The organism is Synergistes jonesii, assembly GCF_000712295.1.
GTDB classification, from domain to species: Bacteria; Synergistota; Synergistia; order Synergistales; family Synergistaceae; genus Synergistes; species Synergistes jonesii.
Window position 1 is genome coordinate 120351 of the sequence record NZ_JMKI01000031.1, and the last position, 13600, is coordinate 133950.

11 protein-coding genes are annotated in these 13600 nt (G+C 61.1%); 2 read left to right on the forward strand and 9 right to left on the reverse strand.

Annotated features, from left to right (window positions below; genetic code table 11):
* Positions 1–55: 55 nt before the first annotated feature.
* The 9 genes from EH55_RS06915 to EH55_RS14770 all read right to left on the reverse strand — a co-directional run bounded on the left by EH55_RS06915 (position 56) and on the right by EH55_RS14770 (position 11854).
* Positions 56–763, reverse strand: coding sequence for an ABC transporter ATP-binding protein (locus tag EH55_RS06915; protein ID WP_037976050.1), 708 nt, complete (start codon positions 761–763; stop codon positions 56–58).
* A 1-nt stretch (position 764) separates the two neighbouring features.
* Entirely contained in the window at positions 765–1988 is a 1224-nt protein-coding gene (locus EH55_RS06920; protein WP_037976052.1) for an ABC transporter permease, read from the reverse strand.
* Positions 1978–3264 (reverse strand): ABC transporter permease, encoded by a 1287-nt coding sequence (locus tag EH55_RS06925; RefSeq protein WP_037976054.1) that lies wholly within the window; start codon positions 3262–3264, stop codon positions 1978–1980. The genes EH55_RS06920 and EH55_RS06925 overlap by 11 nt, the downstream gene beginning before the upstream one ends.
* An 81-nt stretch (positions 3265–3345) precedes the next feature.
* Positions 3346–4620, reverse strand: coding sequence for a Fe-S-containing protein (locus tag EH55_RS06930; protein WP_236617093.1), 1275 nt, complete (start codon positions 4618–4620; stop codon positions 3346–3348).
* Positions 4621–4876: 256 nt separating this feature from the next.
* On the reverse strand, positions 4877–5473 hold the full coding sequence (locus EH55_RS06935; protein WP_037976056.1) for an iron transporter: 597 nt from the start codon (positions 5471–5473) through the stop codon (positions 4877–4879).
* Between the two features lie 73 nt (positions 5474–5546).
* Positions 5547–6983 carry an FTR1 family iron permease gene (locus tag EH55_RS06940; protein WP_037976058.1) on the reverse strand — a complete coding sequence of 479 codons (1437 nt, stop codon included), beginning with the start codon at positions 6981–6983 and terminating at the stop codon, positions 5547–5549.
* A gap of 489 nt (positions 6984–7472) precedes the next feature.
* Positions 7473–10622: a carbamoyl-phosphate synthase large subunit gene (gene carB / locus EH55_RS06945; protein ID WP_037976271.1), complete on the reverse strand. Its 3150-nt coding sequence runs from the start codon at positions 10620–10622 to the stop codon at positions 7473–7475.
* Between the two features lie 11 nt (positions 10623–10633).
* Complete coding sequence (locus tag EH55_RS06950; RefSeq protein WP_037976060.1) at positions 10634–11683, reverse strand: carbamoyl phosphate synthase small subunit; 1050 nt, start codon at positions 11681–11683, stop codon at positions 10634–10636.
* 45 nt (positions 11684–11728) lie between these two features.
* The gene (locus EH55_RS14770) at positions 11729–11854 is read right to left on the reverse strand and encodes a hypothetical protein (protein ID WP_256261466.1); all 126 of its coding nucleotides are present in this window, start codon (positions 11852–11854) and stop codon (positions 11729–11731) included.
* Positions 11855–12074: 220 nt separating this feature from the next.
* Between EH55_RS14770 and EH55_RS06955 the strand changes: the two genes are divergently transcribed.
* Both EH55_RS06955 and EH55_RS06960 read left to right on the forward strand, forming a co-directional pair.
* Entirely contained in the window at positions 12075–12566 is a 492-nt protein-coding gene (locus EH55_RS06955; protein ID WP_037976062.1) for a DNA-deoxyinosine glycosylase, read from the forward strand.
* Between the two features lie 45 nt (positions 12567–12611).
* Positions 12612–13118, forward strand: coding sequence for a GNAT family N-acetyltransferase (locus EH55_RS06960; RefSeq protein ID WP_037976064.1), 507 nt, complete (start codon positions 12612–12614; stop codon positions 13116–13118).
* Positions 13119–13600 lie beyond the last annotated feature (482 nt).

Consider the following 13600-nt stretch of genomic DNA (forward strand, 5'->3'; position numbering starts at 1 on the left):
CGCCAGACTTCCCGGCCCCGCTCCAGCCGGAAAGAGAAATGGCCGCCGCAGCTCATTATTGTCTTGTCTTCAGCTTCAGGGCCCGCCCGAAAGTGGCGCTCTGGTCGATGTCGTCTACGATCTTGCCGTGATCCAGCACGATCTTGCGCTGTGCGACGTCGCCGACCTCCGGGTCGTGCGTCACGACGATGATAGTGGCGCCCTCCTCGTGCAGGCGGCGGAAGGTGTCCACGACTATCCCCTCGTTTTCCTCGTCGAGGTTGCCTGTGGGCTCGTCGCCCAGCAGTATCTCGGGGGAATTGATCAGCGCGCGCGCTATACAGACCCTCTGCTGTTCGCCGCCCGACAGCTGCGCCGGCAGATGTTTGGCGCGCGAAGCGAGCCCGACCTTCTTCAGCGCCTCCATGGCCTCCTCCTCGTCTGGCATGCTGTGGTAATACTGAGCCACCATCACGTTCTCCACGGCGGTCAAGTAGCTGATGAGGTGGAACTGCTGGAAGATGAGCCCGATCTTGTCGCGCCGTATCTTCGTCAGGCTGGCGGCGCTCTCGCGGCTGATGTCGACCCCGCCCAGGACGACGCTCCCCTCTGAGGGCGTGTCCATGCAGCCGATGATGTTGATCATCGTCGTCTTGCCAGAGCCCGAGGGCCCCATTATGGAGAGCCAGTCGCCGGCGTTGACCGTCAGGTTGATGTTCGAGAGCGCGTGCAGCTCCCCGTAAATCTTTGAGACGTTCTTTAATTCCAATATCTTATTTCCCAACTTATTCACCTCTGAGTACGATTGCCGGATGGATGTCCATCACCCTGCGCACCGGCAGTATCGACGCCAGCACTGTTATGGCGATGAAGACCGCTATAGTTATGGGGACGAGCAGCCACTGGAAGTGGATCGCCCTGCCGAAAACGTTCAGGCTCACCTGCTGGGCGAATTCAAAACCCAGTCCGACTCCGAGCGCGCCGCCGATCAAGCCCAGCAGCACGCCCTCGCCGAGCAGCTCGCCCATCACGAGCCCGTTCTCGGCACCCAGCGCCTTCTTTAGTGCGATCTCGTGCCGCCGCTCGGCCACCATCGCCATCATCGTCGTGTAGACGGATATCATCGTGATGATCAGCACGACTACCGTGACCAGCAGCACCAGCGCCTGCAGCTTTCCGAGGACTATATCCTGCGACTGCGTAAGGCGGCGCACCGCGCGCGGCTGGACGTCTCCGAGCTCATCTTTCAGCGTCTCCGACAGCTCCGCAAGCTGCGCCGCGTCGGCGACTACGCTGCATTCCACGACGTCGCCGCGGAAGCTGTCGCCCACCAGTTCGTCGAGCATGTCGATATCGGCGAAGATGAACCCCTCTTCGGCGCCGCCCGTCGTGACTATGCCGCAGACGGAGAGCTTCCTGCTGAAGTTCTGGCTCGCTACGTCGCGCGCGAGATTCTCTTTGGCGCTCAGCAGCTGCGCCGAGGCCACGGCCCGCTGGCCGTAGCGGACGCCTTGCACCGTGAAGGCGTCGCCTATGCCTATGTTCAGCGTCTCGGCGATCTGCTTGCCGACCATCACGCTCTCCGGCTTTTCCTTGGAGCCCCACTTGCCCTCTACATACCAGAAGGGGCTGTTCTTTTCCGCCTCCGGCAGCTCGGTGCCGGCTATGATGTAGGGCTGTTCGTTGATCTTCACCGTCTGATAGCGGTACGGCGCCATGCCCACGACGCGCTCCGCGCCTATGACGCCGCGCGCCCGCCGCAGCTGTTCGCGCGTGATCTTCGAATCTCCCGTCGGCAGTATGATCAGGTTGGCGCCGTAGGAGCGGAACTCGCGCCCGAGCTGTCGCGGGATGTCGTAATAGATGGTTACGAGCCCCGAGAGGATGGTGGCGCCGATAGCGATCGCAAGCACCGCGATGATCAGCCGCGAGGCGCGGCGAATCAGCGAGCTCGCCACCATCTTCGTATACATGCTCCTCCTGCCGCCGCGTCTTTCGTTATTTGCCATGAAGCACCTCCGTAGGCTTGAGAGCCATCAGGTAGCGGATGGCCGGGATGCTGCCGAAGAGCGTGACGAAGAAGAGTATCACGCCCAATATCGGTATGACCATCTGCGCGATCTCGATGTAGGAGCCGAAGACCGTCTGCCCTATCACCTGTGCGAAGCCGATGCCGAGGAAATACCCCAGCACGCCGCCGAAGAGACCGGTCAGCATGACCTCGACGAGCACCAGCAGGCTGATCTGCCAGTTGTGCGCGCCCAGCGCCTTGAGCAGCCCCAGCTCCTGGCTGCGCTCGATGACGCTCGCCGTGATCAGGTTCGAAATGGCCAGCGCCGAGCCGATCGAGCTCAAAATCGTGATCAGTATCATCAGCAGCGTCGTCTTGTTGAGGATCGTGCCCTCCGACTCGGCCACCTGCCGCACCGGTTTGGCCACTCCGTTGCGCACGACCTCCTGTATCTGATGGCATATCGCGCTTACGTATGCCGTGCAGTACCAAGTCTCATACTCCTCGGGGGAGAGGCTCTTCGGGTCCTGCGCCGCCTTGCGCGCCAGGTCGTTGTCGGGCGTCGTGAGCGCCGAGACCTCGATGTTCGAGACCTTGCCCGGCAGCATCATCATCTCCTGCACCATGCGCAGCGTGCCGAATATCTGTTCGTCGGCCGCGCCGCCGTCGTTGAAGACGCCCTTCACCGTCACCTCCCGCGTGCGGCCGTGCCAGAAGAGCGAGATTTTGTCGCCGACCTTGATGTTCGCGCGGCCGGCCAGCAGGCTGCCGACCATCACGTAATCGTCGTCCCTCTCGCCGATCCAGTCGCCCTTGAGGTCGATCTGCCACCAGTTGCGCAGCGCCCGCAGCCCCGTGTCGACCGCCTCGCCGGTATTGAGGTCGGCGTGCTTCGCCATCCACGTGCCGATCAGCGGCACGGGCCCGATTCCGTCGATAGCGGCGCGCCCCTCCAGTATCGGTGCGAAGTCGACGATGTTGAAGCCCCAGAAGATCGACTTGAGCTTGAGCACGTCCTCCTCGAAGAGGAACTTGTCCATGACGCCGAGCCCCTCGCTGAGCCCGTAGAGATCGTTCATCAGAGCGGCCTCCTTGTGCCGCACGTTGATATTGGCGCCGTAGACCTTGAGCTCGCGGTTGACCTTGTCACCAACGCCCAGCATGACGTTCATCATAGCCGTGGAGAGGGAGACGCCGAGGACTATGGTGAAGGCGATCATCAACATCTTGCCTTTCTGGCGGACCAGAGTCCGCGCTATCATTCTCCAGAACATTCGTTCGCCTCCTTGAACGCGGCGGGGAGAGGGGGGCGGGGCGGCGCCCCGCACCGCCGGCTCCGGCCCCCTGCGCCGCATCTACCTGAACCGTTTCTCATTGGCCTCCAGATCCTTGACGTTGATGAAGATATTCGACTCGCGGATCTCATATGGGAAGGGGATGGGGTTGCAGCCCCCGTGGAAGCCGATAGTGTTCTTATTCATCACGACGTCGCAGCGGCGGCAGACGATCTCCTCTTCGCCGCGCTCATAATAGCCGGCGATGCCGCAGATCTCACAGGCGTCGAGCCCTAATCCGTAGGCCGTGCCTATCGGCTTCTTAACGACGAGGAAGCGCACCTCATAGCCGTTCGGCGTCTTATATGAGAACTTATGCAGGTGTCCGTCGGAGACCTGTTCGAGCGGTATAGTGATGATGCCGTTCTCCAGCGCGTACCCCTCGGGCGTTACCTCCGCCGGCGGCCGCGTGTCGAGATAGTGCAGCACGACTACGACGAAAATCACGGCGACGCCCCAGGCGAGCAGGCTCCAGGACCAGCGGCGGCAGTTGCGCAGCCGCGCCTTTTCTTTGCGCAGCAGAGCCTTGTTCGCAAACTCTCCCGTCGGCTTCTGATGCGTCATTACGACCCAGGCCAGCATGACGAGGGCCAGCGCCAGCTGTGCGAAGATGAAGGCGTTCTTGTGAGAGTCGCCGAAGATCATGACCTTAAACACGAAATCCGTGAGCGGTATCGCCTTCAGCCGCTGCAGCGCCGCCACGGCGGCGACTCCGTATTCGAGGAAGAATAAGAGGACGGAGCCGAACAAAAACAAAAGCCCTCCGCGGCCGTTCAGCGCGCGGTGGACCTGGAAGGAGCTCAGAGACAAAAGCAGGCACAACGCCACGCCGAGGGTGAAGCCGATGGCCCTCAGCAGCACGTTGGTGCTGACGCCGCTCTCTCCGAAATAGACGAATTCCTGCGTGAACTGAATCACCGGCGACGTAAGGTACATCAGCGAGAGAGCCGCCAAAGCCGACAGGAGCAGCAGGTCGGCCGATCCCCGGCGGCGCGCCGTGCGCCGCGCGGTCAGCAGGAAGAGTGTGGACAGCGCGGCGACCGCGGCTATGGCCACCACGACCCAGCGGTTGAAGCTCATAAGTATGAGGTTCATGCCTTTGGGATCCCACATCCTGACCCCGAATAGCGCGCACCCCAGAAGAAATCCGCACGCCGCCCCCGCCCAGACGATCCGCCGGCCGGCTTTTCCCTCGGCCTGTGCGGCGAAGCTGAGGATAATGCCGGTCAGCAGGGCGAGCGTGGCAAGATGGTCCGTGACCGCTACAAGATACTTAAAAATAGGGCTGACCTCCAATCATATTCCGCAGAATCCCGTTGCGAAGCGGCGTATCCACCTGCGGGAGCCTGCGGAAAACGAAAGTTTGCGGGGCATTCTATACGCCGCCAGCCGGCTGCGCACGATGACCCCGCAGAAAAATCGCCTGGTTTTAAAAATAGCCAAGGCGCCAGTTCCGCCCTCCGCCGATACGATCGACGGAAGCAAAGCAGAGGAGCTGCGGCCCTACGAGGGCTTGACGCGCCCTCCTCCGCAGCCCCGCTGTATCGACCGCCTACTTGTTCTGCAGCTGCTCGCCGGTATAGTTCCAGTTGAACTCCGCCGTGTGGGTCTTGAAGTAGTTCTTCGCGTCGCCCTTAGCTGGGACGCCGGTCTCAGGGTCGGTGTGAAGCAGGTAGTCGGTCGGGGGCTCGATGATGAAGCGCAGCTTGTATGCTCCGACCTTCAGCCCCTTAGAGATGTTGGCGCCGTAGTGGGGGCCGTCGTCGGCGTTCATAGGCATGAAGCTGCCCTCCTTGGCCACCTTGCCGCCCTTGTCGATTATCTGATACTTCACGGTCAGGTAGGCCGGCCAGATGTTCTCGCCGGAGCCGAAGCCATAGGCGACGGCGAACTTCGGCTGCAGATGGATGTCCGCCTCAAGGTGCATATCGGAATCCTCTTTTGAGGGGTTCTTGCCGGCGGGGTACATATCGACGGCCTGGAAATAGACGGCCGCGACGTTATACGGGCCTACCTGGATCTCTTCGCCGATGGGTATCTCGACAAATCCGCTCTCCCCCGGCTTCTCCGCCGCCGGAGCGGCGAACGACGCACCGGCCAGCATCAGCGACATAGCGATGACCAGTACTGCAACAAATGATTTCTTCACACAAATTCCTCCCAGTTAGAGAATTTATAAAGTCCCCGCGATTTCTGCGCCGCGGGGTTCTTTATCGAATTGATTAGCGCTGCGGGGCCGGCTTCTGTCTTGTCTCCTTCTTCCTCTTGGGGAAGAGGTGGGGCAGCGTGACCCATATTGCCGCGATGACCAGCATGATCTGCGGGATGAGCGTCTCGGCCCGGTCGTAGATGCTCAAGATTTCGATCTGGAAGCCCTTCATGAAGGGTATGACCGTCCGTCCGGTGATCACATCCGCCTCGGTCAGCTCCTGTACGCCCTTGCCCATAAAGGAGATGCACATCAGGAAGAGCAGGATGCTCGTGAAAATGAAGAAAGGCTTCAGCGGCAGCTTGACGCTGAAGTAGCGGAAACAGACCCAGACCGCCGCCAACACCAGTATGCCGGCCCCGATGCCGTAGAGGATATATTTGGGGTCAGACATGCCCGCCGTGAAGGCCGCCTGATAGAAGAGTATCAGCTCGGCGCCTTCGCGCATGACGGCGATGAAGGCGGCAAATATCAACGTCCACTGGCTCTTCTTGTCGATCGACTGCTGTACCTTTTCGTTGATATAGCTCGTCCAGGCTATTGTATCGGCTTTGGAGAGCATCCAGTTGCTCACGTAGAAGAGCACCGCCACGGCCAGGAACATGGTCCAGCCTTCGAGGAGCTCGCGCGCCACGCCGCTCTGTTCGCCCATCGCGAACTGAAGTATCAGCGCCAGCACCATGCTGGCCAGTATGGCGGCTAAAGAGCCTCCGTAGACGCCCTTTAGCATATGTCTGTTGCCCGTCTTGATAAGATAGGCGACGATCGCGGCTATGACGAGTATAGCTTCCAGCCCTTCGCGTACCAGCAGGCCGAAGGCCGTCAGGAAGGTTACCCACTCGCGGCTTGCGGGAGCCTTCTTCTTTGCCGTCTCCGTCGCAGGCGCGACGCTCTCCGCCGGCTTTGCTCCGGCAGTCTCGGCGCCGCTCCGCCGCGCCGCCAGCTCTGGCCTGGCCATGCCCGTGTCGGCGTAGAGGGCCTCGCCGGCGCTGTCGGGCTCCGAACTGTCGATGTCGCCGTCTAAGACCATCGCATCCTTGTAGACCTTGATCTTTAATCCTTCGACCTGCTGAAGCAGATCTTCCTTCGTGCTTTCTTCATTTCCCAGCAGGACGTGTTTGATGGCGCTGAACTGCCCCTCGATGTGGTTGACTCGTTCCGCAGCGATGGCCACCATGACGTTCTTCTCAAAGCCCTGCACCTCATAGTAGCCGAAATAGGCGTCGTTGACGTGTTTGTAGGCGTCTTTGTAGCGGTCGGCCTGGATGTCCTTCTGGGCCTCCTCGAACTCTACGGCCATATCCGCCGCCACGCCCTTCCAGTTCTCATACCGCTTCTTCGCCGCGGCCGCCGCATCCTGCGCGGCGCAGAAGGCGACGATAAAAATCGCGGCTAAGGCAATTCCCGCCAGCGATTTTGTCAGTTTGATGAAATTCCCTTTTTTAAACATCGTTTCGTCTCCTAAGAATAAAATCCGGCCTCTCAAACGGCGGCCGTCCAAGCTCCACTGCGTATATCCCTCTAGCTGAGCCCCGTGACGCTCAAATCACCTAAGTTACCCTAAGCTAACTTCGTACATATGTTAGCCCGAGCTAACTGTTTTGTCAATCATATTTCTTTTTTTGCTGCCCTGTGATTATTATGGTAAAAATATAAAAGATGAATGATTGTCACACGGATTTGTTCGCGGCTAACGCCGCTCACGGTAAAAAATGCGAAGGGCGTTGGCGCTGGGCAAATCCGCGTGACAAAAACATAAAAGATAAACGGGCGGGGCGCGGAAAGCTTTTGAAAAGAAGATTTTCTTAAGGATTTTTCAAAGACAAGCCTGTCTGAATGCACGGCTTTGTTCTTTTCCGCGCGCAGAGGAAAAGAAAAGCGCCGTCCCCCGATTTTTCCGAAGTCGGAGGGCGGCGCTTCCGCTATTTTTTGCGGCTCCTCAGAGCTGTCTTTCCTCTTTGCCGAGCCCCGCGGCTACGGCCCATGCCGCCGCTATCGAGTGCAGGCAGGGTATCCCGACCGCGCAGGCGTGCTTCCTTATCGCCGAGCCGTCGGTGATGTGCCTCTCGCTTCCGCCGGGTATGTTGAGGACGAGGTCCCACCGGCCGGCGCGCAGCTGCTTCACCAGCTCGCCGCGCCCCACGGGGTCGACCTCGACGCCCCACTTTTTGAGATAGGCCGCGGTGCCCTCGGTTGCGTCTATCTCCCAGCCGAGCATTTTATACTGCGACGCGACCGGCATCGCGTCGGCCTTTTCGCTGTCGGCGACGCTCATCAGCAGGCGCCCGGCCGCCGGCGGCGTCCAGCCGGAGCCCTTGAGCCCGTCCATTATCGCGTCCGCCAGGTTTTCGGCGATTCCCAGGCTCTCGCCGGTGGACATCATGCGCGGGCCAAGCTTAGGGTCGAGCCCAGGCAGCTTGTCGTTCGAAAAGACCGGCACCTTGACGCCGAACTGCCGCACACCGCCGTAAAGCCCGACGCCGTAGGGCATGTCGCGCAGGCGTTCTCCGAGCGCCACGCCGACCGCCATGTCGACCACGGGCAGTTTCGAAATTTTGCTGGCTATCGGCACCGTGCGGCTCGCGCGCGGGTTCGCCTCGATGATCCAGAAGGCGCCGCCGCTGAGCACGAACTGTACGTTGAGGAGCCCGCGCACGTCCAGCTCCTTCGAGATGGCTTTCACGAAATCCAGCACGCCGTTGCGCTGCTCCTGGGTCAGCGAAAAGCTCGGGAAGACCGCTATCGAGTCGCCCGAGTGTATGCCTGAGGGGTCTATGTGTTCGAAAATCCCCGGGATGAGGACGTCCTCTCCGTCGCATACCGCGTCGCATTCAAATTCGCGCCCCGCTATGAAGCGGTCGAGCATTACCTTCTGCCCGGGCACGGCGTCGAACGCTTCGCACAGAACCGCGGCGAGCGCCTCCTCGTTGTAGACGGCCTTCATCGCGACGCCGCCGATCACGAAGCTCGGACGCACCATCAGCGGGTAGCCGAGACGGCGGCCGACCGCGCGCGCCTCCTCGATCGACGCTACGTCTACGCCCTCGGGCTCGGGGAGCCCCATCTTCGCGAGCAGCCGCGAAAATTTTCCGCGGTCCTCCGCAGCCTCTATGACCTCCGCGTCCGGCCCGAAGAGCTTCACCCCCCTTTCAGAAAGGTCGAGGCCGAGACGCAGTGAAGTCTGTCCGCCGAAGCAGGCGAAGACGCCCCGTGCCTCCTCGCGCTCCAGCACCGGCGTTACGTCGTCGGCCGTCAGCGGTTCGAGGTAAAGCGCGTCGGATATGTCGTGGTCCGTGCTCACAGTCTCGGGATTCACGTTGATCATTATTGCACGTATGCCCCTGCGGCGCAGCGCTTCGACCGCCTTGACGCAACAGTAGTCGAATTCGACTCCCTGCGCGATGCGTATCGCTCCGGAGCCTATGACCGCTATGCCGCCGCCCTTATGCTCGTGCGGGTCGTCTCCCGTCCCGGCCGCGCCGTAATAGTAGCCGGAGCCGGAGGGGAATTCTCCGGCGCAGCCGTCGACCTCACGGTAGCCGGTCGTGCACTTTTCTTCCTCTATTATGCGCAGCGCCTCTTCCCTTGAAATGTCGGCGGCCCGCGCTATCTGGCTCACCGTGAAGCCCTTCTTCGCGGCGCTTGCGACGTTCCCGTTCACCGCGCCGTCCTCTTCGAGATACTTTTCTGCAAGCTGTATCGCGTTGAGCTGTTCGATAAAATATCTGCGTATATTGGTTTTCCTCGCTATCTCCTCGACCGTCGAAGAGCTGCGGCGCAGCAGCTCCGTTATCGCTTCGAGGCGCAGGTCGGTCGGCGCGTTCACCTGCTCCCACAGCCTGCGCGTCTCCCACGAGCGCATCGCCCTCTCCGGCAGCGCGTGTCCGCGGGAGAGCGAGCGGTAAGCCTTCATGATCCCCTGCGCGAAGTTCGCTCCTATCGCCAGCACCTCGCCCGTCGCCTTCATGCGCGGGCCGAGCGACGGGTCGGCCTGCGGGAAGGAGTCGAAGGGCCACGACGGGACCTTCACCGCGACATAGTCGAGAGCCGGCTCCGAAAGGGCGCTGCCCGCGCCCGTCACGGGGTTTGGCATCTCCGTCAAATTCAGCCCCAGCGCTATCTTGGCGGCCATGCGCGCGATGGGATAGCCGGTCGCCTTGCTCGCTAAGGCGCTCGAACGGCTCGCGCGCGGGTTCACCTCTATGACGTCGTACTCCGAGCCGTCCGCCGCAAGCGCGAACTGTACGTTGCAGGCACCGCGTATGTCTAAGACGTCGACGATTTTCAGCGCCGCGCTGCGCAGCGTCTGCCACTCTTTATCCGTCAGAGTCAGCGTCGGCGAGACGACTACCGAGTCGCCGGTGTGCACGCCCATCGGGTCGATATTCTCCATGCCGCAGACGGCGAGTGCGTTGCCCTCGCCGTCGCGGACGACTTCGACCTCTATTTCGTGCCACCCCTCGAGATAGCGCTCTATCAGCGCGCGCCCGGCGGGCGACGCCGCAAGTGCGTCCTCCGTCTGGACGACGAGGCTTTCTATATTCCTTACGACGGAATTCCCCGAGCCGCCGAGCGTGAAGTCCGGACGGAGAATCAGCGGCAGCGGGTTGAGCAGCGCGAATTCCTGCGCCTCGGCGACCGACGAAATCCCGCGGCTTGCGATTATCGGCTGTCCGGCCCCGAGCATCGCGCGGCGGAAGGGCTCGCGCGCTTCGGCGCGTTCTATCGCGGCGGGCTGCGTGCCGAGCACGCGGCACTTGTGCCGCCGCCACATCCCCTGCCTCTCGCACTCCATGCAGAGGTTGAGCCCCGTCTGCCCTCCGAGCGTCGCGACGACGCCGTCGGGGCGATGCTCGCTCAGGATTTCCTCCACGACTTGCGGAAGCAGCGGGCGTATATAGACGCGGTCGGCGACGGAATCGTCCGTCTGTATCGTGGCCGGGTTGCTGTTGAGCAGTATGACGCGGCAGCCCTCCTCTTTCAACGCGCGGCACGCCTGGGTGCCGGCGTAGTCGAATTCGGCCGCCTGCCCGATCTTTATCGGCCCCGAGCCGAGCACGAGGACCGTTTTTATCGCAGCGTCCCTCATATCCTTCACCTTTATCCTTTCGCGGCTTTGACGCGCGCTATGAAGCCGTCGAATATATAGGCTGCGTCCTCCGGCCCCGGCGACGCCTCGGGGTGGAACTGCACGGAAGCCGCGTCGAAGCGGCGGTGGCGCAGCCCCTCCACCGTGCCGTCCCCCAGATGGCTGTAGGCGACTTCGAGCTCCGTCCCGGCGAGGGAATTTTCGTCCACGGCGTACTGGTGGTTCTGGCTGGTGACGAGCCCGCGCCCGGTCGCCCTCTCCAGCACCGGCTGATTTGCGCCGCGGTGCCCGAACGGAAGCTTTTTCGTCGCCGCGCCGCACGCGCGCGCCAGAAGCTGGTTGCCGAGGCAGACGCCGAGCAGCGGCTTCTGCCCGAGCATTTTTGAAATCTGTTCGGCCTCGAAGTTCAAAAGCGCGGGGTCCCCGGGGCCGTTTGAAAGCAATATGCCCTCCGCTCCGGAGGCCAGGACCTCCGCGGCCGGCGTGCCGTGGGGGAAGCGTATCACGCGGCAGCCGCGCCTTACAAGGCTGCGTATGATATTCTCCTTCACGCCGTAATCCATCAGCGCGATCGTCGTCTCCCCCTCCCCGTAGGAGATCGGCTCCCTGCACGACGCTTCCGAGACGAGCGTCGCGGGAAGTTCTTTCGTCTGCGGCGCGCGGGGCGCCTCGTCTATGCGCCCCATCATCGAGCCGCATTCGCGGATTTTTAAAACCAGCCCCCTGGTATCTATATCGGAAATGACGGGGCAGCCCATCTCGGCCATCCATGAGCGCAGACCCTCGAAACGCCCCTCCTCCGTCTCGTCTAGGCAGGTCGTGAGGGCCGCGCGCGCCCAGACTCGTCGGCTCTCGAGGGCGTCCTTGTCCACGCCGTAGATTCCTATCGGCGGAAAGGCAAAGACGACGATCTGCCCGTTGTAGGAGGGGTCCGTCAGCGTCTGCGGATAACCGCAGGACGCCGTCGTGAAGACCGCCTCCCCCTCGACGGGCGAGCCGATTTCGCCGCGCCCGCTCCATACGGAGCCGTCGGCGAGAGTCAGGTAAACTTTTTTCTTCATAAATGGCGCACTCCTTCGTTTTTGCTGAAAAATAAACCTGAACAATTATTTTGTTAATTTTTCAAAATTCACCGTTCGTTCAAGCTGACGAAATATTATAGCGGCATCGTGAAATATGTCAACAGGCCAATCGGCTTTATTCGGCGTCAATGATTGTTCAATCGGTTGCATATCTCTGCCCCCTCGTCATGCTCCGCGTAAAAGAAAGGCAACGGACGGCGCTCCGCCGGCGCAAAGATGCTCCGCGCGTGGGTTTTGATATAATAGTGAAAGAGCCGCAGGCTTGAGAGGATGATTTTTTGTATTCTTTTATTACACGGCCGGCCGGCTTCGGCGGCGCGGCGCCGACGGCCGCCCTGTTCGTCGGATACGGCCGGGAGGGCGGGAAAAGATGAAATACAGCTTCGCCCCGATAATAGACGGCAGCTCGCGCGTGCTGATACTCGGCTCTCTACCCGGCGACCGCTCGCTCGCCGACGCGCGCTACTACGCCCATCCGCGCAACGCCTTCTGGCGGATACTGTACGGCTTTTGGGGGGAGACGCCGCCGGACGACTTCGGCGCGCGCTACGAATACATATTGCGCCGGAGGCTCGCGCTGTGGGACGTCGTGAAGTGCGCCGCTAGGGACGGCAGTTCCGACGGAAAAATAAAAGACGAGACGCCGAACGAAATCCCGGCGCTGCTTGAGTCGCACCCCGGCGTCTCGCTGATCCTCTTCAACGGCGGCTGCGCCTTTGCGAAATACGGCAAATATTTCGGAGCGCCGCAGCTTCCGTATCGGAAGCTGCTCTCGACGAGCCCCACCTGCGCGGGCAGGGACGAGGAACGGCGGCGGATGTGGCACGAGGCGCTGCGGCTCCGCTTCGCAGAAAATTTTTAAAATCCGCGCGGAGGGATACTGAACAAATCACTCGGAGGGGAAGATATGATCGAAATAAAAGTGAGAAGGGCATACGACGTCGACGTCGCGAGAATCGCGGAGATCGAAAAGGGCGCCTTTCCTCCTGAGGAAGCGCTCTCCGCGGATAGGCTGCGCTGGTGCTTCCACGCCTTCCCCGAGGGCTTCGCCGTCGCCGAAGCCGCAGGAGGAGGCGCCGTCGAAGCCGGCGAGATCGTCGCCGCGATGGTCTGCCGGCCGACCGCGCTGCGGCGGATAACGGACGAGATATATGAGACGAAAGAGCTGCCCAAGGGAGACACGTTTGCGATAATGACATTCATAGTGGAGCCAGGGCTCCAGCGGCAGAAGCTCGGCGAAAGGACGATCTCCGCGGCGCTCGAACTATTCCGGCGGAACGGAGTGAAAAATTTTTCCCTCGCCTGCAAAGATCACTTGATAAAATTTTACGGCAGGCACGGCTTCAAGCTTGCGGGCAGATCCGAGCTGAAACTCGGCGGCGCGCTCTGGTACGACATGTACCTGGGGCGGTAACCGCTGCGTGGCACTTTTCCCATGGGCTGCAAAGCGGGTTCATACGAACCCCGTTTTCAAAGTCGGGGCTATCCCGTTTGCGGGATAGATACCGACTCCGTATACTTCGTAAACTCTTCTTTTTGCGCCTTTCAATTCCTCGGGTCACAATCAACGGTGAAGTCGCAGTAGAGTTTCCCTACATCCGGCTCCAACTATACGGCATGAAAGTTTTTCTCGTGTCCGTGCATTTTGACAAACGCCCCGATGACGGCGCGGTTGCGTCAATAGTTTTTGCCCGTTTCGGCATTTTTAACAGAACATACGATACTATTTTCCGAAATCGGCAAAAACGCTGAGGATTTATTGATAATGCGATTCATTATATATAATATGTACAAATTGGGGGCGTCAGGAGAAGCGTGGCGTTCGCCGGCGAATAAGACGCCGCTGAGGAAGACGTCGGCGCGCCGCTCGAGCCGTCCGGCCGTATCGCTTAGGGA

Coding starts and splice junctions, on each gene's coding strand:
- EH55_RS06920 (WP_037976052.1), bottom strand. CDS start 1,988: ATGGCAAATAACGAAAGACGCGGCGGCAGGAGGAGCATGTATACGAAG.
- EH55_RS06925 (WP_037976054.1), bottom strand. CDS start 3,264: ATGTTCTGGAGAATGATAGCGCGGACTCTGGTCCGCCAGAAAGGCAAG.
- EH55_RS06940 (WP_037976058.1), bottom strand. CDS start 6,983: ATGTTTAAAAAAGGGAATTTCATCAAACTGACAAAATCGCTGGCGGGA.
- carB (WP_037976271.1), bottom strand. CDS start 10,622: ATGAGGGACGCTGCGATAAAAACGGTCCTCGTGCTCGGCTCGGGGCCG.
- EH55_RS06950 (WP_037976060.1), bottom strand. CDS start 11,683: ATGAAGAAAAAAGTTTACCTGACTCTCGCCGACGGCTCCGTATGGAGC.
- EH55_RS14770 (WP_256261466.1), bottom strand. CDS start 11,854: ATGCAACCGATTGAACAATCATTGACGCCGAATAAAGCCGATTGGCCT.
- EH55_RS06955 (WP_037976062.1), top strand. CDS start 12,075: ATGAAATACAGCTTCGCCCCGATAATAGACGGCAGCTCGCGCGTGCTG.
- EH55_RS06960 (WP_037976064.1), top strand. CDS start 12,612: ATGATCGAAATAAAAGTGAGAAGGGCATACGACGTCGACGTCGCGAGA.